We start from the raw sequence: 21360 nt of genomic DNA, 5'->3' as shown, positions 1-21360 counted from the left end.
TGCTAAAACTCAAACTGATAGAGCAAATCAAGTGCCTGATCTACGCCAGACACGGCTTCCAGATATAGCTTAGGCATCAGACGATAACGTAGCGTGAGTGTCGCTAAGGAGTCAAATATACCCACACCATATTTCACCTGCAGACCTGGCAGTACGTATCCGCTGACAACCACCTGAGATGAGTCGCCCACCCCTTGTGTGTCCAGTGCCAGATTGCTTACGCCAAATGTCTCCCCGATTTTACCCACAACCTGACCACTTTGTGCAACCCCCAGACCAATAAGCATTGATGTCATTGCCGCACTGTCGCTCTGCTCGCTGTCCAGTCCTTGCCCACGAAGCAGGTAGGAAAGCGCCATTTGCTGTGACATCGCCGGGTCAGAGAAGATCTCCGCTTTTGGTTCATCAGCAGTACCTGTAACGCGAACACCGGCAATGACGTCGTCTTCAGTGGCATCCGGGTTACGAATCGCCTCGATGTTGAGCAACGGCTGGTCCGGCGGGCCGGAGAACAACAGCTCGCCTTTGCGCACAATAAGATCCTGACCATAAGCATGGAAGCGACCGCTCGGGATGTTAATCTGCCCGTTAAGCCCCAGCCCCTGCTTGTCCTGCGCCACTTTCAGATCGCCTGTCAGTCTTGCTTTCAGACCAAACGCATCGATGCGCACGTTGTTGCCTACATGCACGATCAGATTGCTGTTGATCGGAATACCCGCACTCTGTGGCTTCTCAGGCTGAAGATCGTTATTGAGCATTACCATATCGCTGGAGACACCCACCGCGCTTTCCGGCAGGTCATGCACCACAATACGCGCCCACGGTACATCAACGCTACCATCCAACGTGAATAAACTTGGCGTGGCTTCGAAGACCACATCCGGAGATACATCCAGACGAACCATTGGCGGCACGGTGATACGAACGCGGCTGCCTTTAGCCGCGATACGCGCCCGCCAGTTGTCTATCTGAGTCCAGTCGGCGTCACCACTCAGGTTAATCTGTCCCTGCTGCGTGCGCACCACGCCCGCAATCGTCGAACGTGACCCCGTGAAATTAATCGCCAGCTGGCTTGGCTGCATGTCAAATGGCATAAAGTTGCCGTCAATGTCCAGACCACTAAGCTGTAACTGTCCGAGCAACTGCGGGCTTTGCACATCGCCGCCGAGGCGCAGGTTAGCGTTTAGCATCCCCGCAGCTTTTTCACCACGCGAGAAGATGGGATTGACCATCGCCAGATTAAAGTTACGGATATTGACGTTACCGCCAAGGTTGCGTCGCCCTTGCGGATCGGTAACCTGCACCTGCCCGTCAAACTGTCCGTTATTGGTCAGGCGAATCAGCCATCCCAGTTCGGCACGGTTATTATGCAGGTCAGCGGTCATATTCAGCGTTTCAAATGCCACCGGCAACGGTGCATCATTGACGCTTTGTGTGACCTTCACGTTACGCCCGCTTAGCGTTACCTTTCCCTGTGGCAACCCTTCTTTAGTCGTGTCCCAGCTTACATCGGCTTTACCGCTGAACACGCCGCTCGCCTGCGTGGTATCTGGCATAAACGGTTTCAGCATCGCCAGATCGAAGCGGTTCAGATTAACCACTGCACGTCCTTCAGCACCGGCATCAATCGTCTGCGGCACGCACAGCTCAGCGTTTGGATTGTTCCAGCAGTGCGGCCCGATGCTGATTTTCTGTTCCTGATTACGGTAATCCAGCGCTATCGCGCGGTTCAGCGACCACGGACCAACCGGCGTCTGGAAGCGGGTATTGCTCAAGGCTCCTTTCCAGCGCTGTTCTTTGCGATCAAAACTCCCTGCCAGATCAAGCTGCCCGGAGACCGGATCCCCCTGAATACGCAGCTGCAGCTCATGTTGCTTTTCGCTGCCTTTGGCATTCAGGGTTACGAGATTGATATTCACATCAGGTTGCACAATCCGCTCTACGCGCACGTTGAGGCTACCGGCGATTTGTTCAGCCGATTTCACATCGCCTTCAACACGCACCTGGGCAACGGAGAGTTCCTGCCAGCGCAGGCCACGGGCAGTGATATCCGCCAACAGTTGCGGCGCTTCCACCGTACCGCGAATTTTGACCAGACCTTTCGCCGTACCGCCTAACCCCGGTAGCGCGTTATCCAGGCCCGGAGCATCAATCATCGCGTCGAGATTGAGATCTTTTACCCCCAGTTCACCTTTCACCTCGGCGCTGTTACGCCCCAGTTCCAGGTGCAGGCCTGGGATTGTCCACTGCAGGTAACTGTTCCCTTTCAGTGAGCCATTCACATTAACCTTGTTCTGTTTAACGTTACCGGTCAGCTTCAGCTCCGGAACCTCCATCTGCCAGGTTCCGCCATACAGGCTACCTCGGGTTTTCACCAAACCATTCAGTTTTGACGGCCAGTCCGGAAGCTCTTTCGCAGTGTTAATACCATCCAGCGTCAGTTCTCCACGCCAGCTTATAGCCTGCTGCCAGTCAAGCAACGCTTTGAGTTCGGTTTTCCCCTCCAGCGCCGCCACGGTAAGTTTGTCGAGATTAATCTGCTGTTCGTTGCCTTTAGCATCCAGCGTAATGGTTGCCGGAGGAATGTCCTGTCCCTTCACTGCTGTGCGCATCGACAGCGTATAGTCCGTCATTTTGCCGGTCAGTTTGAGCTTGATATCATCGGCCTGGAATTGCTTATCGCCAGTAAACGGCCAGTAAACCTGTTTGCTGACGACGTCCAGATTGAGCGGTAATCCTGCTTCCGCCAGGCGCGTCTGTGCGCGCAGATCCATATCCACCGGGCCGGATAGATTAACACCCACTTCCAGTTGTTCGCGCAGCGCGCCACCAACCTTCAGCTTCACCTTTTCGCCTTTTAACGGGTCAATGTTCAGCGTACTGTTCAGCGTAATATCGACTGGCCACGCATCGGTCAGTTGCGCCGTCCCGCTGGCGTTCACCGTCCCCTGGCTGGAGTCGATATCCAGCGCGTCGAGCTTCATATTGCCGTCAATGCTGCTCACTTTCAGCAACATGTTGTGTACTGTCAGATCGGTATCCCCGGTCACGCGCAGTTGCTCGCCGCGGAATTCTTCAATATTGAGATTCAGCGGCAGGTGAACATCGGTCATTTCCGGTAGGACCGGTTTTGAGAACAGATCTTTGAGCGTTTCACCCAACGGTTTCTCATCCGGCTGCGGATTCTGGATCTTCGGCTCAACAACCTCTTCCTGGGCGACTTCCGCCACTTTAGGCAGTGCAATCAACAGGCCCTGTAATGACGTTGGCTTCAGGGTCAGCGTTTTTTCCTGCCAGTTCAGGCCGGAAGTAAAATCCAGCACGGAAACGGTGGTGTCATCAATTTTGATATTGATGTTGTTAAGCGCCACGCGTGAAAGCGTGATGGGATAAGGCGTTGACAGATTAAGCGGGCCGCTATCCTCTTCCTCCACCGGAGCAGAAGGCGGCATTTTTTTACTGTCGATAGCCACGTTAATATCTTTTAGCGACAGATCATTGACGCACAGACTGCTGTTCCACAGACAGTTGAGGCCGATGGCCAGATGCACTTCACCCGCATTCACCGCCACGCCAGGCTGATCGTAGCGGATATTTTTCAGCGATAAATCCCGCCAGCCGCCAGTGACCTGGCCTATCTCCAGCCCCGGAACCCAGCGATTAGCCGCCTTAAAGAGCAGATGCAGACCCGAGGTTGTACCCACGAGAAACGCTACAGTGCCTAACAACAGCAGGATAAAAATCAGAACGCCGAGGCTTATCTTCTTCCATAAACTCATAATTCAGGCCCCAGACCGATGTAAAACTGTAAACCATGCTCATCTTTGTCGCCGACAGGTACAGCAAAATCGAGCTTGATAGGTCCTACCGGTGACTGCCAGCGCACACCAACCCCGGCACCGGTTTTAAAATCACTTCTGCGGATATCGCTGACCGCTTCACCGCTATCAACAAACATCGCACCCCACCATTTTCCGGTCACGTTGTACTGGTATTCCAGCGATCCTGTCGCCAGCTTCGAGGCCCCTTTCAGTTTGCCGTCGCTGCCTTCAGGCGCAATAGATTTGTATTTGTAACCGCGAATACTGCGGTCGCCCCCGGCGAAGAAACGCAGATCCGGTGGTACTTTGTCGAAGTCTCCGGTTTCAATCCAGCCGAGGTTACCGCGCATCACAAAGCGATGACGGTCGTACAACGTGCGGATCCAGACGTTCTGTGCCTGGAAGACGGAGAAATCGACATCTGAACCCCAGGCGGTATTCGAGTAATCGATGGAATAGCGCTGAGAATCCCCCCAGACGGGCATCAGACCGCCGCGCGAGCGCGTCCGGCTAATCATCACACCAGGATAGAGCAGCATAGTGGTATTGGTGACATTACCCTGGGTAAAGTGGTCGAGGCTCCAGCGCAGGTTAATTGCGCGCTGCCAGCCGCTGGAGAGATCCCAGTAGCGAGAGACGGCAAGCGTGGTGGAGTCCTGCTCGGTATCGTTCAAATCGGTACGTTTAAATCCCCCCTGAACCAGGTAGTACTGCTCCAGTGGGTTCTTTAACAGCGGCATTTTATAACTGAAATCAAGAACCTGTTCAGGCGCAGAAACGCTGACGCTGGTCGCCAGACTGTGACCGTACGAGTTCATCCACGGTTTTTTCCACGTGGTTTTTAACCTTGGCCCGACGTCGGTGGAATAGCCGACCCCGGTTTCAATGGTGTTTTCCGTGCGTGGCGAGACCACGCCTTTCAGCGGCAACACTTTGGTTTTGCGGGCTTTGTCGAATTCCGGCGCGACCACTACAGAATTAAACCAACCGGTTGCCGAGAGACGACGGTTCAGCTCCGCCAGATCTTTCGATTCGTACTCTTTGCCTTCTTTGAACGGCACCAGATTTTGCAGATACTCATCGCGAATCTGCGATCCTTCAAAGGTGACATGTCCAAAACGATAACGCTCTCCGCTGTTGTAATCGATATCCCAGAATGCCTGGCGACGATCGAGCGCGATCCCGAGTTGGCTTTTATTAAATTCACTGTCGAAATAGCCCTTACGCAGCGCCACGCTGGCTAGCGACTTTTTGAAGCTGTCATAGTCGCCTTGATTCAGCACAGTGCCGATGGCTGGACGCGTTTTTAGCAGGTCCAGATAATCTCTGTCAGTGCGCGCCCCACCGCGTAAAATGACGTCGGTTCCGCCAATCAGTACCGGTTCACCGGGTGTCACTTTGGCAATCAACACCTGACGTCCCTTCGCCGGTGGTGGACGCAATTCAAAATCAATGGTCGGCTCAAAATAGCCCAGCGCTTTTAGCCCTTCGCGAATAGCATCATCGACGCGCGCACGAAAACGGCGGTCAGGCGTGACTTCATCACTCTGAATCGTGGATAACTGCGCACGGACGTTTTTTTCCAGCGGTCCCGATAATCCCTCGACCTGTAAGCGAACATTCGCAGCGGCGGCTGAGCCACTTAAGCACAGTAACCCCACCCAACATAACTGACGGATATGTGGCACATTTTCTCCTGAATATCCTTTTTTCCCACCCCTGGAAAAAAATACTATGCCGTTCCTGGGCTTAACAAAAAATCAACAATAAGAGTTGAAAAACAGACGACAACCCAAATATTTCTTATGTTTAACTCTAGACGTATTCACACCGTTTATTGTGGGCAAAGACGCGTCTTGTTACAACCTTAACCCAAATGACTGATTTCGGGAGAACGGCCATGAGTTTATTTGATAAAAAGCATCTTGTTACTCAAGCAGATGCATTACCTGGACGCAACACCCCGATGCCAGTGGCAACGCTGCATGCGGTTAACCAACATTCGATGACCAACGTGCCCGACGGTATGGAGATCGCCCTTTTCGCCATGGGCTGTTTCTGGGGCGTAGAACGTTTGTTCTGGTCACTCCCCGGCGTGTACAGCACTGCAGCCGGATACACTGGCGGCTATACCCCCAATCCAACCTATCGGGAGGTTTGTTCTGGTGATACGGGCCATGCTGAAGCAGTACGTATCGTCTATGACCCGCATGTTATCAGCTACGAACAGCTACTGCAGGTATTCTGGGAAAATCACGACCCGGCGCAAGGTATGCGTCAGGGCAACGATCTGGGCACTCAGTATCGTTCCGCAATTTATCCATTAACTCCGGAGCAAAATACCGCAGCCCAGGCCAGCCTTGAACGCTTTCAGGCAGCGATGACCGCAGCCGGTGATGATCGTCCTATTACAACGGAAATCAAAACGGCAACCCCGTTCTACTATGCCGAAGACGATCACCAGCAGTACCTGCACAAAAATCCTTATGGATATTGCGGCATTGGCGGCATTGGGGTTTGCCTGCCGCCACAAGGATAAATATCAGCCTCTGGCGACTTTACAGTCGCTTACGCTATACTAGCTTCTGAATTTACCGGCTCACTTCCGCGAGCCGGTTTTCAATGAATATTCCATTGGATTTATACTCTATGGATTTCGAGTTGCAGAAAGGCGGCAAACTCGTGAATCCCCAGGAGCATAGATAACTATGTGACTGGGGTGAATGAGTGCAGCCAACGCATCTGCGGCTTGAAAGACGACGAGTATCAACTTCTCCCTTCCGAGGATCTGGCCTTAACGGTCGGATAAGATATGTTAAACAGTATTTTAGTCATTCTCTGCCTGATCGCCGTGAGTGCGTTCTTCTCGATATCCGAGATCTCGCTTGCCGCATCACGCAAAATTAAACTTAAGCTGCTTGCCGATGAAGGCAATATCAATGCACAACGCGTTATGAAGATGCAGGAAAATCCCGGCATGTTCTTCACCGTGGTGCAAATTGGTCTTAACGCCGTCGCCATTCTTGGCGGTATCGTGGGGGATGCTGCGTTTTCTCCGGCTTTTTACGGCTTGTTCTCGCAATACTTCGCTCCAGAGCTGTCCGAACAGTTGAGCTTTATCCTCTCGTTCTCACTGGTAACTGGCCTGTTCATCCTGTTCGCGGATTTAACCCCGAAACGCATCGGTATGATTGCGCCAGAAGCTGTGGCTTTGCGTATCATCAACCCGATGCGCTTCTGCCTGTTCGTGTTCCGCCCGCTGGTGTGGTTCTTTAACGGCCTGGCAAATAACATTTTCCGCCTGTTTAAGATCCCAATGGTGCGCAAAGATGACATCACCTCAGACGATATTTACGCCGTGGTAGAAGCTGGCGCGCTGGCGGGTGTACTGCGTAAACAGGAACATGAGCTGATTGAAAATGTGTTCGAGCTGGAATCCCGTACCGTCCCGTCTTCCATGACATCACGTGAAAACGTCATCTGGTTCGATCTGCACGAAGACGAACAGAGCCTGAAGAACAAAGTTGCGGAACATCCGCACTCCAAGTTTCTGGTGTGTAATGAAGATATCGACCACATCATTGGCTATGTGGACTCCAAAGATCTGCTTAACCGCGTACTGGCAAACCAGAGCATGGCGCTAAACAGCGGCGTGCAGATCCGCAATACACTGATTGTCCCGGATACGCTGACGCTCTCAGAAGCGCTGGAAAGCTTCAAAACTGCAGGTGAAGACTTTGCCGTCATCATGAACGAGTACGCGCTGGTAGTAGGGATTATCACGCTTAACGACGTAATGACCACGTTGATGGGTGACTTAGTCGGTCAGGGCCTTGAAGAACAGATCGTAGCACGTGATGAGAACTCCTGGCTGATTGACGGCGGTACGCCAATTGATGACGTGATGCGCGTGCTGGATATCGACGAGTTTCCACAGTCTGGCAACTATGAAACTATCGGCGGTTTCATGATGTTTATGCTGCGTAAAATCCCGAAACGCACCGACTCGGTGAAGTTCTCAGGCTATAAATTTGAAGTGGTGGATATCGATAACTACAAGATCGATCAGCTGCTGGTGACGCGACTGGACAGCAAACCCAGCGTCCTGGTGCCGAAACTGCCGGATGCAAAAGAAGAAAGCAAAGCCTGAATGTCCTGAGTGTAAAAACATCAACGGCTCCTGTTTAAGGAGCCGTTTTTTTATATACCACTTACACTACTGCATAGCACTTTGGTCAAGCCATCTCAGTTTGCAGACGCAAAACCTGACGGTTAACTTCGGACATCACAGAAAAATGCTGTTTGTCCTTCACTTTTGGGATAAGAATCTTACCCTTATCAAATTCAAAAGCGCCTACATCCTTGATATATAACCGTCCACGAAACAGGATCTTCACGTACTTCGCCACCTGCAGCGGGTTGTATCGTTGGAAAATTTTCATTGTTGTCTCCTGCTGAGCATTACGCCTTTGCGGTACCACAATCGGTCCGACAATACTCAGGCGCAAATTTTAATGCCCTATGACTATAGACTATCTCTACGATGTTTCCAGCGTGTATAAGTTTATTTACCTTCAGGTTACAATTATTCAGAATTATCTTTTCATCCATTCGCTGTCTTCAGTATAAGCCTTCATTTTTCACAGGATTTGTGCGCCCGTCCGCAAACTGGCATCGCACTTGCGGGAAAAAGCATCATTCGCACATATGATTAAATTCCAGACCCAAGTGGTCGGATCACCTGCAAAATATAAAGAAAGAAGGAAACACCATGACCTTACAAAAACTGCTGGCGGTATCATGCCTGCTGCTACCCATGATGGCCTCCGCACATAAGTTTGAAACCAACCAGCGCGTGCCGCCGGTGGGGATTACCGATCGCGGTGAACTGGTGCTTGATAACGATAAGTTTAGTTATAAAAGCTGGAATAGCGCGCAGTTGCCAGGGAAGGTACGCATTGTGCAACACATTGCCGGACGCACTTCTGCCAAAGAGAAAAACGCGACGTTAATCGAGGCAATCAAAGCGGCAAATCTGCCGCACGATAAATACCAGACCACCACCATCGTCAATACAGACGACGCCATTCCAGGCTCCGGCATGTTCGTTCGCAGCAGCCTTGAGAGTAATAAGAAGCTCTATCCCTGGTCACAGTTTATTGTCGACAGTAACGGTGTTGCGCGTAAAGCCTGGCAACTGGATGAAGAAAGTTCAGCCATCGCGGTACTCGACAAGGATGGCCGCATTCAGTGGGCAAAAGATGGCGCATTGACGCAGGAAGAGGTGCAGCAGGTTATTGCCCTGCTGCATAAGTTGCTCAGTAAATAGAGACCCGGAAGCCGGGGTTAAGAAACGATTCACGCGGAGTGTAATCCAGGGGTTTCCCCTGCCAGTCGTGAACGTGCGCCCCGGCTGCTGCGGCAACAGCGTGGCCTGCGGCAGTATCCCAAACATTGGTTGGCCCAAAGCGCGGGTACAGCTGTGCCTGCCCTTCAGCGACCAGACAAAACTTCAGCGACGATCCAATCGACGTGGTCTGATGCTCACCTAATTGTTGCAGATACTCTTTTAGCTCATTGTCAGCATGCGAACGGCTGATCACCACCAGCGGTGGACGCGCGTCGCGTACCCGGATTTGCTTGCGCACGCCGTACTCTTCTTTCCACGCCTTACCTTCCGCCGCGCTGTACATCACGTTCATCACCGGCGCATACACCACGCCCAGAACCGGTTTTCCCTTCTCAATTAGCGCAATATTCACGGTGAATTCGCCGTTACGCTTAATGAACTCTTTCGTTCCGTCCAGAGGATCAACCAGCCAGTAGCGCTGCCAGTGCTGACGTATATCCCAGCCCGGGGGAGCCTCTTCTGATAAAACCGGAATATCTGGTGTCAGGGCCTGTAATCCTTCGAGGATCACCATGTGCGCGGCAATATCCGCCGCAGTGACCGGAGAATCATCCTGCTTGCTGGTGATCTCTATCGGTTTGATTCCATCGTAGACCTGCATAATGGCATCGCCCGCGTTCCGTGCAAGCTGGCATACATGTTCTAGCATTCTCCACCTCGTTTACACCCGTCATACTTCAAGTTGCATGTACGTTGGCTGCGTTCCTGCAACTCGAATTATTTAGAGTATATATCAGTGATGTTAACTCGTTGTTTTACTTATACCCGATCGTCAGGGGATCCGCCAACTGTGATAGCGTCTGCGGTTTTAAACGCTAACTTCATGTCATGATTCACAGTTCTGTAAGCAAGAAGATTTATATACATTTTCTTTTGTGGCTTAGATCTTAAAAAGGATGCCCCTGATGATTAAGTTTAGTGCAACGCTTCTGGCCACGCTGATTGCAGCCAGCGTGAATGCTGCAACCGTCGATCTCCGCATAATGGAAACCACTGATTTGCATAGCAACATGATGGATTTCGATTATTACAAAGATACGCCAACTGAAAAATTCGGTCTGGTGCGTACGGCAAGTTTGATTAATGCCGCCAGGGGTGAAGTAAAAAACAGCGTTCTGGTCGATAACGGCGATCTGATTCAGGGCAGCCCTCTCGGGGATTACATGGCGTCCAAAGGGCTTAAAACTGGCGAGACTCACCCGGTCTATAAGGCGCTCAATACTCTCGATTACGCGGTGGGCAACCTCGGCAACCATGAGTTTAACTATGGGCTGGAGTATCTGCATAAAGCGCTCGCTGGCGCAAAATTTCCCTACGTTAACGCCAATATCATCGACGTTAAGACCCAAATGCCGCTGTTTACCCCTTACCTGATTAAAGACACTGAAGTTGTCGATAATGAGGGCAAAAAGCAGACACTGAAGATTGGCTATATCGGCTTTGTACCACCGCAGATCATGACCTGGGACAAGGCTAATCTCAGCGGTAAAGTGACGGTGAATGACATTACCGAAACCGCACGTAAGTATGTGCCGGAAATGCGCGAAAAAGGCGCTGATGTGGTGGTAGTGATTGCTCACTCCGGTCTCTCTGCCGACCCATACCAGACCATGGCGGAAAACTCTGTTTATTACCTCAGCGAAGTCCCGGGCGTGGATGCGATTATGTTTGGCCACGCTCACGCCGTTTTCCCGGGTAAAGACTTTGCCAGTATCAAAGGCGCAGATATTACCAAAGGCACGTTGAACGGTATTCCTGCAGTAATGCCAGGCATGTGGGGCGATCATCTGGGCGTGGTGGATCTGGTACTGAACGACAACAGTGGTAAATGGCAGGTCACCCAGGCGAAAGCCGAGGCGCGTCCCATTTATGACGCGGCGGCTAAAAAATCCCTGGCTGCCGAGGACAGCAAGATAGTTGAGATCCTGAAAGCCGATCACGACGCCACGCGTGAGTTTGTCAGTAAGCCAATCGGAAAATCTGCCGATAACATGTATAGCTATCTGGCATTAGTGCAGGACGATCCGACCGTCCAGGTCGTGAATAACGCGCAAAAGGCCTACGTTGAACACTTTATTCAGGGTGATCCAGATCTGGCAAAACTGCCGGTACTTTCTGCCGCTGCGCCGTTTAAGGTCGGCGGACGTAAAAACGATCCGGCAAGCTTTGTGGAAGTCGAAAAAGGCCAGCTGACTTTCCGTAATGCCGCCGATCTCTATCTGTATCCGAATACCCTGGTGGTGGTAAAAGCCAGCGGTAAAGAAGTGAAAGAGTGGCTGGAATGTTCCGCCGGGCAATTTAATCAGATTGATATTCACAGCAACAAACCCCAGTCGTTAATTAACTGGGACGGCTTCCGTACCTACAACTTCGACGTGATTGACGGCGTGGATTATCAGATTGATGTTTCACAACCCGCCCGCTACGACGGCGAGTGCCAGACCGTGAACGCCAAAGCAGAGCGTATTAAAAATCTGACCTTTAACGGTAAACCTATCGATCCTGACGCGACCTTCCTGGTAGCAACCAACAACTATCGCGCCTACGGTGGCAAGTTCGCCGGTACCGGCGACAGCCATATCGCGTTTGCTTCACCGGATGAAAACCGCTCAGTGCTGGCGGCATGGATAGGTGCCCAGACGAAGAGTGCAGGTGAAATTCACCCAGCGGCGGATAATAACTGGCGTCTGGCGCCGATCCACAGCGATACGAAACTGGATATTCGCTTTGAAACGTCGCCGTCCGATAAAGCCGCCACGTTTATCAAAGAGAAAGGGCAGTATCCGCTGAAGAAAGTCGCCACCGACGATATCGGTTTTGCCATTTATCAGCTGGATTTGAGTAAGTAACGTTAATGCAGGATGACGGCTAACGCCTTGTCCGGCTTAAAAATTGTGTACGCACACAGGCCGGATAAGCGAAACGCCATCCGGCAACATATCATGCAACCCGCTCTTCCCTCAGTGCCAGCACCTGCGGTAAATTCATTTCAATCCAGTCCGCCAGTGCAGCAACTTTATCACTCACCTGCTCACCCAACGGCGTGAGACTGTACTCCACATGCGGCGGAACCACCGGATACGACACCCGGTTGATAAACCCGTCCTGCTCCAGCGCCTGCAGGGATTGCGCCAGCATTTTTTCACTAACGCCGCCCATCTTGCGACGTAAATCACTGAACCGGTGCGTACCATCACGCAGCGCCACCAGAATCAACACGCCCCAGCGGCTGGTGACGTGTTTTAACACCTCGCGGGAGGGACACTGTTCGGCAAATAAGTTGCCGTCACGCAATTGCTGAGAAAGTGTCGAAGTTGTCATATTCATACTTACCTTTTTGTACGTACTTACTAAAAGTAAGTTTAAGTGCTAGCTTTACTAAACACAAGACAAACACCAAGGAGTTCCCCATGATTGCGATTACCGGTGCCACTGGTCAACTGGGCCAACACGTTATTGAAGCCCTGCTGAAAACCGTACCCGCCAGCCAGATTGTGGCCATTGTGCGTAACCCAGCCAAAGCTACTGCACTCAGCCAACAGGGTATTACCGTCCGTCAGGCGGATTACATCGACGAGGCCGCTTTCACTACAGCATTGCAGGGGATCGACAAGCTGCTGCTGATCTCGTCCAGCGAAGTTGGGCAACGTACCCCACAGCATCGCAACGTGATTAACGCGGCAAAAGCCGCCAATGTGAAATTTATTGCCTATACCAGTCTGTTGCATGCCGACAGCTCTCCGCTGGGGCTGGCAGCTGAACACGTGGAAACCGAGAAAATGCTGGCTGACTCCGGCATTGCTTATACCCTGCTGCGTAACGGCTGGTATACCGAAAACTATCTGGCCAGCGCGCCAGCCGCGCTGGAGCACGGCGTGTTTATTGGTGCTGCGGGCGAAGGCAAAATCGCCTCAGCGACCCGTGCCGACTATGCTGCCGCTGCCGCACGCGTCATCAGTGAAGACGGTCACGCCGGTAAGATCTACGAGCTGGCGGGCGATGAGGGCTGGACCCTGAGCCAACTTGCCGCCGAACTGGCAAAACAGAGTGGCAAAAAAGTGGTGTATCAAAACCTGAGTGAAGCCGATTTTGCCGCTGCGCTGAAAGGTTTTGGTTTGCCTGCCGGACTGGCGGATATGCTCGCCGACTCTGACATCGGTGCCTCAAAAGGTGGTCTGTTCGACGACAGCCACACCCTGAGCCAATTAACCGGTCACCCGACAACTTCTCTGGCGGACAGCGTCAAAGGCATCGTGTAAGTGTTAAAAATCGGTTAATTATGGTGGCATCCCCGCGTATCCTCTCTGATAATGAAAGACGATGCGTGGGGAGAGAAAACGTGCAAGGTGTACCTGAGCAGTTCATTGATGAGAAAGACAGCGCCCGCTTTCGCCATCTGGCGCAGGTTCCGGGCGTTGAGTTGTATCATGCGCACATCTCCCGTTATGCCTTTGAACCACATACCCACGAAGCCTTTGGCATAGGCGCGATTGAAGCGGGTGCAGAACGGTTTCGCTATCGCGGTACGCAGCACGTTGCTCCTGCCCACTCCGTCGTCACCATGAATCCCGATGAGCTGCATACCGGTGAGGCGGCAACCGCCGACGGCTGGCGCTATCGGATGGTCTACCTCGAACCTGACCTTCTGGAAGACGTCACCGGGATCCGCCACTGGTGGTTTCATGATGTTACGCGCCACGATCCGCTACGCTCGTACCAGATCTGTTCACTTATCCACGGCCTGTGGAATACCGAGGATCCGCTGGCGCAAAAAGGGTTACTGCTCGATCTGATTGATACATTCCAGCCTCTGGCCCGTCATGCGCCGGTACAACTGGAAGGCGCCCATCGCTTTGAGCGCGTACGCGAATATCTACACGACAACTACATGCACCCGGTGACGCTCGACGAACTGGCCCGCGTTGCCTCGCTGAGTCCCTGGCATTTTCAGCGCCAGTTCAAATCTCATTTCCACGTCACGCCACACCAGATGCTGATGGCGATCCGCCTGTGGCGTGCCAAATGTTTTCTTACTCACGGCATGCCCGCTGCAGATGTCGCCGCAGCGACTGGCCTGACCGACCAGTCGCATCTCACCCGCGCATTTACTCATCGTTACGGCATTACGCCTGTACGCTACCAGAAACAGGTTTTTTCGCGCTAATGCGCAATCTCATACAATACGCGGCCATTTTGCCTGCCTACACTGCTCGCAATGTTAAGCGATGTGGATGTCAAAAATGATTAGCGGTGTGTTGTATGCCCTGCTGGCCGGGCTGATGTGGGGATTAATTTTTGTCGGGCCGCTGATCGTGCCGGAGTATCCGGCAGTATTGCAGTCGATGGGACGCTATCTGGCGCTGGGACTGATCGCCCTGCCGATCGCCTGGCTGGGCCGCGGACGTCTGCGCCAGCTGGCGCGTAAAGACTGGATGACCGCACTGACGCTGACGATGATGGGTAACCTGATTTATTACGTTTGCCTGGCCAGTGCGATCCAGCGCACCGGCGCGCCGGTCTCAACAATGATCATTGGCACATTACCGGTGGTGATCCCGGTATTCGCCAACCTGCTCTACAGTCAACGTGATGGCAAATTATCGTGGTGGCGCTTAGCCCCTGCCCTGGTGCTAATCGGCATTGGTCTGCTGTGCGTGAATATTTCTGAGCTGAATCAGGGACTGCCTGATTTTAGCGGTTGGAGATACGGTTCCGGTATCGCGCTGGCGCTGGTTTCCGTAGTGTGCTGGGCGTGGTATGCGCTACGTAATGCCCGCTGGCTGCGAGAGAATCCCGATAAGCATCCAATGATGTGGGCAACAGCGCAGGCACTGGTAACGCTTCCCGTCTCCCTGCTGGGATACGTTGCGGCCTGTCTGTGGCTAAATGGACAAACACCAGATTTCTCTCTGCCCTTCGGCCCACGTCCGGGCGTGTTTATCGGTCTGATGGTCGCCATTGCGGTACTGTGTTCGTGGGTGGGAGCATTGTGCTGGAACGTCGCCAGTCAGAAGTTACCAACGGTGATCCTCGGGCCGCTGATTGTCTTTGAAACGCTGGCGGGCCTGCTCTACACCTTTATTCTGCGCCAGGAGATGCCGCCGCTGCTGACCCTGAGTGGCATCGTGCTGCTGGTTGTGGGTGTGGTGGTCGCCGTCAGGGCCAAACCGGAAAAACCAAGTGTCGTCGCGGTTTCACCATCATAATGTGCTGGATAGTACTGCGCTAATCCGGCCTACAGGATATTTTCTTGTAGGCCGGAGCAGACGTTAAACTTTAAACACCGCCACCGTCTGATTCAGGCGTGCTGCCTGCTCTTCTAGCGCGGCAGCGGCAGAAGCAGACTCTTCCACCAGCGAGGCATTTTGCTGCGTCACTCGGTCCATCTCAGCAACCGCCTGACCTACCTGATCAATACCCCGACTCTGTTCATCTGAGGCGGATGCAATCTCACCCATGATGTCAGTCACCCGGCTGACGGCACTGACTATTTCCGCCATCGTTTCACCGGCTTCATGCACCAGCGCAGTACCGGCGTTGACCCGGTTACCGGAATCATCAATCAGCGCCTTAATTTCTTTCGCCGCCTGGGCGCTGCGCTGCGCCAGCGTACGCACTTCTCCTGCTACCACAGCAAAACCGCGCCCCTGCTCACCGGCTCGCGCCGCTTCTACCGCCGCGTTCAGTGCAAGAATATTGGTCTGGAAGGCAATACCGTCGATAACATTGGTAATTTGCGCAATTTTACTCGAACTGGTGGCGATCTCATCCATAGTGCGCACCACACCATCGACCACAGCGCCACCTTTCTGCGCCGTCTGTGAGGCATTTTTTGCCAGACTGGTTGCCTGCCGCGCATTGTCCGCATTCTGTTTCACGGTAGCGGTAAGCTGCTCCATACTGGCAGCCGTCTCTTCCAGAGAGGCGGCCTGTTGTTCAGTACGGGAAGAGAGATCATTACTACCCGCAGCGATTTCCCCCGCGCCGGTATAGATGGTATCTGCCCCATCGCGTACGACGCCAACCGTGTTTGCCAGCGCCTGTTGCATATCACGGACATTACGCGCCAGTAGCGCCATTTCATTACTGCCCTCGGCGCTGATACCGTGGGTCAGATCGCCAGCGGCAATATGGCGGATGTGCCCAATTACCTCATGGAGTGGCCTCAGCAGTACGCGTTGCATGGCTATCCAGCTGACGACAATAACGGTTATCACGATCAGCATCACCGCGGACAACAGCCAGATAATCTTCTGATAGTCCTTCTCGTTATCCTGTACACCAGCATTTGCCAGAGCAGATTGCGCAGCGCGCCATTCCTGATAAACCCCCTGCATCACCGTCTGCTTTTGCTCAGCATTCTGTTTAAACATCTCCTCCAGTTTGCCTTCAGCGAGCAGCGCATTCATTTTTGCCAGCGTTGCAGAATAGATGCCGTACTGCTCTTCGAGCCGGTCAGCCAGATGCTCATCCAGACCCGGCGTTTCCGGCAAGGCATAGTATTTATCGTAATGATCTTTGGCATCATTCAGCAGGCGATTTGCTGTATTCACCAGTTCCTTCAACTGGCCACCGTTAATTTCATTCGCCATCGTCCCTTGCAAACGCAGCATACCCCGATTGAGCGTGACGCGCGCCTGGTTCAGGCTAATCCAGGCATCAGTAAACTCGGCCACATTCTGGCTGGAAAGCTGAGACACGTTAAAGTTTTGCTTGTCGTTATTGAGCGCGCCAATAAAAACGCCTGCGGAAATGAGCTGCATTGCGCCCAGGGCGAGTAACACGGTGATAAGTAAGGTTATCACTTTGATTCGTTTGAACATCTGTTGCCTTTTTATTATGCAGGTATTGTCTGAGGTCTAACTATCGGCAGCAGCGTCCGCTTATTTAATCTTGTGACGCGGTTTTTTTCGCCGTTTTTCCCCTTTTCAATAAGATTCAGCATGTTAAAGAGATAAGAAATTTTCGTGACAACCATCACATAATCCTCTGCCCCGAAAGGGTTATATCCTTCTCTATAAGTTGCATTTAAAATGCACCTTATATTATTGAGAATGAGGTAACGGCTATGTCTTATCGCGATCAACCTTTAGGTGAACTGGCGCTCTCTATTCCTCGCGCTTCGGCACTGTTTCGTAAATACGATATGGATTACTGCTGTGGCGGTAAGCAAACGCTGGCACGCGCTGCCGCACGTAAAGAGCTGGATGTAGAAACTATCGAAGCACAGCTCGCACAGTTGGCAGAACAACCGCTGGAGAAAGACTGGCGCACCGTAGCGCTGGCAGAAATCATCGACCATATCATCGTTCGTTATCACGACCGCCACCGCGAACAACTGCCGGAACTGATCCTGCAAGCCACTAAAGTTGAACGCGTTCATGCAGACAAACCTAACGTACCACGCGGTCTGGCAAAGAACCTGACCATGCTGCATGAAGAACTGTCCAGCCACATGATGAAAGAAGAACAGATCCTGTTCCCGATGATTAAACAGGGAATGGGTAGCCAGGCGATGGGACCTATCAGCGTGATGGAAAGCGAGCACGACGATGCCGGTGAACTGGTAGAAGTGATCAAGCACATCACCAACAATGTGACGCCTCCGCCAGAAGCCTGCACCACCTGGAAAGCCATGTATAACGGCATTAACGAGTTGATCGACGACCTGATGGAGCACATCAGTCTGGAAAACAATGTGTTGTTCCCGCGTGCCCTCGCTGGTGAATAAAAAGGGCGCCTGAGAGCGCCCTGTTTTACGGAATATTAGAGCCGCATCGCGGCTCTTTTTTTATTAGCGTACGCCAGCCATGCGTTTCTTACCGATAAACAGCCAGCCCAGTCCCAGTGCAATGAACCACAGCGGCGTTACGATCAGTGCCTGTCGGGTATCCTCTTCCAGCGTCAGCAGTACCAGTACAAACACGAAGAACGCCATGCACACCCAGCACATCAGCTTGCCTAACGGCATCTTGTAGATCGATTTCTCATGCAGATGCGGACGCTGTTTGCGGTACACCAGGTACGAGCAAAGAATAATGGTCCAGACAAACATGAACAGAATCGCTGATACGGTGGTGATCATGGTGAATGCGCCAATCACACTCGGGTTAACATACAGCATCACTACGCCGCCCAGCAGGCAGATACAGGAGAACGTCAAACCTTTCGCCGGTACTGCACGTTTAGACAGCTTGGCGAACGCTTTAGGCGCTACGCCTTCCTGCGCCAGACCAAACAGCATACGACTGGTTGAGAACACACCGCTGTTCGCAGAAGACGCCGCAGAGGTCAGAACCACAAAGTTAATCAGGCTCGCCGCTGCCGGTAGCCCTACCAGCACAAACAGCTCAACGAACGGGCTTTTGCTTGGAACAACCGAGCTCCACGGTGTTACAGACATAATCACGATCAGCGCGAAAACATAGAACATGATAATACGGATCGGAATCGAGTTAATTGCTCGCGGCAGAGATTTCTCCGGGTCTTTGGTTTCCGCAGCTGTCGTTCCCACCAGCTCGATACCCACAAACGCGAACACCGCTATCTGGAAGCCAGCAAAGAAACCACTCAGACCTTTCGGGAACCAGCCACCATCATTCCATAAGTGCGTAAACGACGCTTCAACGCCGGTTGGCGACTGGAAGTGCGTCAGTACCATCACCAGACCGACAACAATCAGTCCAACAATGGCGACGATCTTGATCATGGCAAACCAGAACTCCATCTCACCGAACATTTTAACGGTGGCGAGGTTGAGACTCAGCAGCAGAATGATCACTGCCAGTGAAGCAACCCAGTCAGAGAGTCCAGGGAACCAGAATTGCGCATAAGCCGTAATGGCGACAACGTCCGCCATCCCGGTAACTACCCAGCAAAACCAGTAGGTCCAGCCGGTAAAATACCCAGCCCATGGCCCGAGAAGGTCAGAGGCGAAATCGCTGAAGGATTTGTATTCGAGATTCGAAAGCAACAGTTCTCCCATTGCCCGCATCACGAAAAACAACATGAAACCGATGATCATATATACAAAGATGATCGACGGTCCGGCGAGACTGATGGTTTTTCCGGAGCCCATAAACAGGCCCGTGCCGATGGCACCACCGATTGCAATAAGTTGAATATGACGGTTTGTGAGATTGCGCCGTAGCGACTGTTCAGACGAACCCTCTTCGTCGGCAACGACTTTTACCTGATCTACCATGTTTTTTTCTTCCTGTACCTGTCTGTGTTGTTCAGGCTCTACGGCCTTTAATGTGTCTATGATACGACGATCCCGTTAGCAGGACTCATCGATATTAGGTAAGAATCGGCGGGATGAATACTAAGATTTAGATATAATGTTAATTTAATGTTTAAAGTGAGTGTCATATCACTCTGATACCGCGAATTAGCTCACAAAAATACACGCAAGAACGTCATTTGCAAGATAAAATATCGATACTGTTACAACTATAGGTTTTAAAACTAATTTTCCGCTCCCCTCAACCCTGAAGGGAACAGAAGTCACTGCTTACAGGATCTCGAGCAGCTCAACCTCGAACACCAGCGTGCTGAACGGAGGAATGGACGCGCCAGCGCCACGCTCGCCATAAGCTAGTTCCTGAGGAATAGTCAGTTCCCATTTGGAACCCACCGGCATCAGGGTCAGCGCTTCAATCCAGCCAGGGATCACGCCATTAACCGGGAATTCAGCCGGCTCACCACGAGCGACAGAACTGTCAAACACAGTACCGTCAATCAGTTTACCGGTATAGTGCACACGTACGCGGTCGGTACGCGCCGGAATTGCACCTTCACCCTGAGTCAGAACACGGAACTGCAGACCAGATTCAGTGCTGTTCACACCGTCTTTCTCACGGTTTTCTTCCAGATATTTGACGCCATCGGCGGCCATAGCCTGGAAACGTTCACGACGTACCGCATCTGCACGTTCGTGGATTTCACGCAGTGCGCGGTGCACAACGTCAACAGGCACAGCTGGGTGTTTGCCTTCCAGCGCATCAGCAATACCAGCGACCAGCGCTTCAGGTAACAGCCCTTCCAGACCGGATTCGCTCAGTTGCTGTCCAACCTGCAAACCAATGCCGTAGCTTGCTTGCGCTTCGATAGTGTCAAAAGTCGGGGTGGCCATCATATTTCCTTTCATCGGATGTAAAGTAGCGGGCAGCATATCAGCCATGCCGCATCCGGTAAAACTTTGTATCAGGAAGAGATGACAAATCGCGAGGAAAAAGAAACAATGGCTATATTCCGCATCAATATCACGAAAGCGGATGTATACCCTGAAAAATTCGAGTGCAGGCAGGCGAACGAATCCCGATGAGCTTACATTTATAAGTAATTAGGGTGAGTGAGAGCAGCCAACACACCGGCAACGCGAAGCATGAAGGGTATTATGACGAACATCATAGCGTTAGCCATCTATACTCTATGATCGAGGAACGATAAGCGGAGCAGGAGGAAAGCCATGCCCGGGCGCTTTGAATTAAAACCAACCCTGGCGAAAATCTGGCATGCACCGGACAATTTTCGCATTATGGACCCGCTACCGCCTATGCATCGCCGTGGCATCATTGCTGCTGCAATCGTGCTGGTGATAGGTTTCCTGCTCCCTTCTAATGACTCCAGCGATACTCCAGTGGTCACACGTGATGCACAACTGGATTTCCAGTCGCAATCACAGCCGCCGACTGAGGCTCAGCTTCAGGCACAGCTGGTTGCCCCGCAAAACGATCCTGGCCAGGTCGCTCCGGTTGCGCCGGAACCGATCCAGGAAGGAGAACCAGACGTACAGCCGCAGGCTCAACAATCTCAGCCCCAGACGCAGCCTTTTCAGCAGGATAGCGGGATTGACCAGCAATGGCGCACCTATCGCGTAGATTCAGGCAAAACGCTGGCGCAGGTATTCCGCGATCATAACCTTCCACCAACCGATGTGTATGCTATGGCACAGGTCGAGGGGGCAGGAAAACCGCTGAGTAATCTGAAAAATGGTCAGATGATACAGATCAGGCAGAATGCCAATGGAGTGGTGACGGGTTTAACTATCGATACCGGTAATGGTCAGCAGGTGCTGTTTACCCGCCAACCCAACGGCAGCTTTATTCGCGCACGGTAATTTTTAGT

Annotated in this window: 17 protein-coding genes; 9 read left to right on the top strand and 8 right to left on the bottom strand. The window is 52.4% G+C overall.

What is annotated here, in order from left to right:
• Positions 1-2 precede the first annotated feature (2 nt).
• On the bottom strand, positions 3-3779 hold the full coding sequence (gene tamB / locus LG384_RS02390; RefSeq protein ID WP_225760393.1) for an autotransporter assembly complex protein TamB: 3777 nt from the start codon (positions 3777-3779) through the stop codon (positions 3-5).
• Positions 3776-5509 carry an autotransporter assembly complex protein TamA gene (gene tamA / locus LG384_RS02385; protein ID WP_225760392.1) on the bottom strand — a complete coding sequence of 578 codons (1734 nt, stop codon included), beginning with the start codon at positions 5507-5509 and terminating at the stop codon, positions 3776-3778. Before tamA ends, tamB begins: the two co-directional genes overlap by 4 nt.
• 212 nt (positions 5510-5721) lie before the next feature.
• On the opposite strand from tamA, the gene msrA reads away from it, so the two are divergent.
• Positions 5722-6360: a peptide-methionine (S)-S-oxide reductase MsrA gene (msrA, locus tag LG384_RS02380; protein WP_225760391.1), complete on the top strand. Its 639-nt coding sequence runs from the start codon at positions 5722-5724 to the stop codon at positions 6358-6360.
• Positions 6361-6633: 273 nt separating this feature from the next.
• Positions 6634-7971 (top strand): hemolysin family protein, encoded by a 1338-nt coding sequence (locus LG384_RS02375; RefSeq protein WP_045439075.1) that lies wholly within the window; start codon positions 6634-6636, stop codon positions 7969-7971.
• An 85-nt stretch (positions 7972-8056) separates the two neighbouring features.
• Here the strand turns inward: LG384_RS02375 and LG384_RS02370 are convergent, their stop codons facing one another.
• Positions 8057-8263 (bottom strand): DUF1107 domain-containing protein, encoded by a 207-nt coding sequence (locus LG384_RS02370; RefSeq protein ID WP_041143739.1) that lies wholly within the window; start codon positions 8261-8263, stop codon positions 8057-8059.
• Positions 8264-8592: 329 nt separating this feature from the next.
• On the opposite strand from LG384_RS02370, the gene LG384_RS02365 reads away from it, so the two are divergent.
• Positions 8593-9150 (top strand): YtfJ family protein, encoded by a 558-nt coding sequence (locus tag LG384_RS02365; RefSeq protein WP_045439061.1) that lies wholly within the window; start codon positions 8593-8595, stop codon positions 9148-9150.
• Here LG384_RS02365 and cysQ read toward each other — a convergent pair.
• The gene (cysQ, locus tag LG384_RS02360; RefSeq protein ID WP_045439058.1) at positions 9140-9880 is read right to left on the bottom strand and encodes a 3'(2'),5'-bisphosphate nucleotidase CysQ; all 741 of its coding nucleotides are present in this window, start codon (positions 9878-9880) and stop codon (positions 9140-9142) included. The two genes, LG384_RS02365 and cysQ, sit on opposite strands and share 11 nt — an antisense overlap.
• Before the next feature lie 256 nt (positions 9881-10136).
• Between cysQ and LG384_RS02355 the strand changes: the two genes are divergently transcribed.
• Positions 10137-12080: a bifunctional 2',3'-cyclic-nucleotide 2'-phosphodiesterase/3'-nucleotidase gene (locus LG384_RS02355; RefSeq protein WP_225760390.1), complete on the top strand. Its 1944-nt coding sequence runs from the start codon at positions 10137-10139 to the stop codon at positions 12078-12080.
• A 91-nt stretch (positions 12081-12171) separates the two neighbouring features.
• Here the strand turns inward: LG384_RS02355 and LG384_RS02350 are convergent, their stop codons facing one another.
• Entirely contained in the window at positions 12172-12552 is a 381-nt protein-coding gene (locus LG384_RS02350; protein ID WP_045439054.1) for a helix-turn-helix domain-containing protein, read from the bottom strand.
• Positions 12553-12641: 89 nt separating this feature from the next.
• Here LG384_RS02350 and LG384_RS02345 point away from each other — a divergent pair, with 89 nt between their 5' ends.
• The 3 genes from LG384_RS02345 to LG384_RS02335 all read left to right on the top strand — a co-directional run bounded on the left by LG384_RS02345 (position 12642) and on the right by LG384_RS02335 (position 15437).
• Complete coding sequence (locus tag LG384_RS02345; protein WP_048222302.1) at positions 12642-13490, top strand: SDR family oxidoreductase; 849 nt, start codon at positions 12642-12644, stop codon at positions 13488-13490.
• Between the two features lie 80 nt (positions 13491-13570).
• A complete protein-coding gene (locus LG384_RS02340; RefSeq protein WP_048222305.1) occupies positions 13571-14395 on the top strand; it encodes an AraC family transcriptional regulator in 825 nt (274 codons plus the stop codon).
• A gap of 76 nt (positions 14396-14471) precedes the next feature.
• Positions 14472-15437, top strand: a complete 966-nt coding sequence (locus LG384_RS02335) for a DMT family transporter (RefSeq protein WP_200012616.1) — start codon at positions 14472-14474, stop codon at positions 15435-15437.
• A gap of 63 nt (positions 15438-15500) precedes the next feature.
• Here the strand turns inward: LG384_RS02335 and LG384_RS02330 are convergent, their stop codons facing one another.
• Positions 15501-17054 (bottom strand): methyl-accepting chemotaxis protein, encoded by a 1554-nt coding sequence (locus LG384_RS02330; protein ID WP_225760389.1) that lies wholly within the window; start codon positions 17052-17054, stop codon positions 15501-15503.
• A 245-nt stretch (positions 17055-17299) separates the two neighbouring features.
• Here LG384_RS02330 and ytfE point away from each other — a divergent pair, with 245 nt between their 5' ends.
• Positions 17300-17962, top strand: a complete 663-nt coding sequence (ytfE, locus tag LG384_RS02325) for an iron-sulfur cluster repair protein YtfE (protein WP_045439037.1) — start codon at positions 17300-17302, stop codon at positions 17960-17962.
• Positions 17963-18025: 63 nt separating this feature from the next.
• Here ytfE and cycA read toward each other — a convergent pair whose 3' ends face one another.
• Both cycA and fklB read right to left on the bottom strand, forming a co-directional pair.
• Positions 18026-19435: a D-serine/D-alanine/glycine transporter gene (gene cycA, locus LG384_RS02320; protein ID WP_045439035.1), complete on the bottom strand. Its 1410-nt coding sequence runs from the start codon at positions 19433-19435 to the stop codon at positions 18026-18028.
• A gap of 309 nt (positions 19436-19744) precedes the next feature.
• Complete coding sequence (gene fklB / locus LG384_RS02315) at positions 19745-20365, bottom strand: FKBP-type peptidyl-prolyl cis-trans isomerase (RefSeq protein ID WP_045449404.1); 621 nt, start codon at positions 20363-20365, stop codon at positions 19745-19747.
• A gap of 336 nt (positions 20366-20701) precedes the next feature.
• Here fklB and LG384_RS02310 point away from each other — a divergent pair, with 336 nt between their 5' ends.
• Complete coding sequence (locus tag LG384_RS02310) at positions 20702-21352, top strand: OapA family protein (RefSeq protein ID WP_045439032.1); 651 nt, start codon at positions 20702-20704, stop codon at positions 21350-21352.
• The last annotated feature ends 8 nt before the right edge of the window (positions 21353-21360 follow it).

This window comes from Citrobacter sp. Marseille-Q3906 (assembly GCF_916618775.1).
GTDB classification, from domain to species: domain Bacteria; phylum Pseudomonadota; class Gammaproteobacteria; order Enterobacterales; family Enterobacteriaceae; genus Citrobacter; species Citrobacter murliniae.
Note: the sequence above shows the minus strand (reverse complement) of the source record. Positions and strands in the feature narration are given on the sequence as shown.